Origin of the sequence: Porphyromonas sp. HMSC077F02, assembly GCF_001815465.1 — a bacterium.
Taxonomy (GTDB): domain Bacteria; phylum Bacteroidota; class Bacteroidia; order Bacteroidales; family Porphyromonadaceae; genus Porphyromonas_A; species Porphyromonas_A somerae.
Window position 1 is genome coordinate 1 of sequence record NZ_KV820677.1, and the last position, 1,626, is coordinate 1,626.

2 protein-coding genes are annotated in these 1,626 nt (G+C 37.6%); both read right to left on the reverse strand.

The genetic code is table 11. The features are described from left to right. Nucleotides 1-292: 292 nt before the first annotated feature. A complete protein-coding gene (locus HMPREF3027_RS06715) occupies nucleotides 293-772 on the reverse strand; it encodes a hypothetical protein (RefSeq protein ID WP_070707745.1) in 480 nt (159 codons plus the stop codon). Between the two features lie 22 nt (nucleotides 773-794). Then, nucleotides 795-1,370 carry a Panacea domain-containing protein gene (locus HMPREF3027_RS06720; protein ID WP_083317544.1) on the reverse strand — a complete coding sequence of 192 codons (576 nt, stop codon included), beginning with the start codon at nucleotides 1,368-1,370 and terminating at the stop codon, nucleotides 795-797. Nucleotides 1,371-1,626: the final 256 nt, after the last annotated feature.

Below are 1,626 nucleotides of genomic sequence, written 5' to 3' on the forward strand. Positions count from 1 at the left end.
GTTTACCTGCCTAATTTACGCATCAAGGTTACGGGTGCCTTTTGGATCTTCACTGCCTTGGGCCAGCTTGTCCGCTTGATACGCCTTGGTATTAGGTTTCTGTTCGTCAGGCCACGAATTCGCTATTGCTTCTTCTCTCCCAAGGGTCGCCCCTTGAAACTTGCAAGTCGCTATGGGGTTCGTTGGCAACTACGCCCCGAGTGGACTTCCACCACAGATGCATGACATGCCCGTCATACCCAAAAAAAGAGCTCTGAGGTTTTCCCCAGAGCTCTTTTTCAACAATAATAAATCACGCAGCGTCTTGTAAAACAAGACCGTAGCGTATTAATTCTTTTTTCGACACTATGGGCGAACTTATCACAGCTTTTTTAATAAGCTCTAAATCTTCTTCTTCGATTCTACCAAAGCTTTTGAAGTTTTTTTTAGAGACGAGATTCACAACATCAATCTTCTTAATCTCTCCGCAGTAAACATGACTATCGTAGGCCAAAAAATCATATTTACTTTTTTGCAATGGGTAGTGTAAACCCTTTAATTCTTGACTTAGTTTACTATTTATCTTTGAATTTATAAGTAAAAAACCTATTGCGCTTCCGTCTTCTGTTTTCCCCACTACTACAAAATATTTATAGCGTGATTCTTGATTTTCTTCTTTAGGTGTAACCCCTTCTTTCGGGGTTAATTCTGCAGCTAATATATCGCCTATATTTATTATCGAACTAAATTGTTGCTTGGATTCAGAAGAGAGAATATCCATAAATGATGCCATTTTAGTACAATCCCTTTAAAGCTTAATTTGCAAAACAAACCTCTATCTCTTTTATAAAGTCCATCATCTCTTCCGATGCACCGCCAGACTCAGCTATTAGGTGTGGATCCATCTCGGAATTTTGGTGCTTAGTATTAGCAACATTCCACGCCTTATCATGAGATTTCTCAGACACCTCGTCAAATGTAAGTCGAATATTTTCATTAATAGACTCATCCAACATTTTAATGTCTGATAAAGATAACTCTTCTCTATCTGCTAGTTCTTTAGCACTTATGACATAGTCAGCAGAAGGATCACTTATAACAATAGCATCGGAAATTGTTTTTAATGACATCAACTTCCCAGATAGCTCCTCTTTCCCTCTCGCAATTTTTACAGCATTGTATAAATTAGAAGGAACTGGACCATTTTGCATCGCACAAAATGTATCTTTAACGATTCTCCGACCGTATGTAGCATAATGCTTTCGATCGGCGAAGTAAATAATTTTGAATAAGTGAATAAAATCTATGCTTTTACATTTGTTGATGACATATAATGCTACTGCCTTAAGCTTTAGAATATCATCTTGCGTCATTGGTTGAATTAGTGCCATCTTAATCACCTTCTAATAATACATATGTATCTTGCTTATCCTTAAATAGGCTTACGCTACAAATATACGTAGAAATACCTTGTATACAATCAAAAAACGACCATAAACAATCGAAATTGTTATTAAACAATCAAAATTCTCATCAATAGAATCCCAATCCCGCATAAAAATAGAGCAGTCCTCAGTCCCACAAAAGGCGAGGAGGTGGCTCCTACACCACCTCCTCTGGAGAGAAAATCACTCATCTACATAGAAG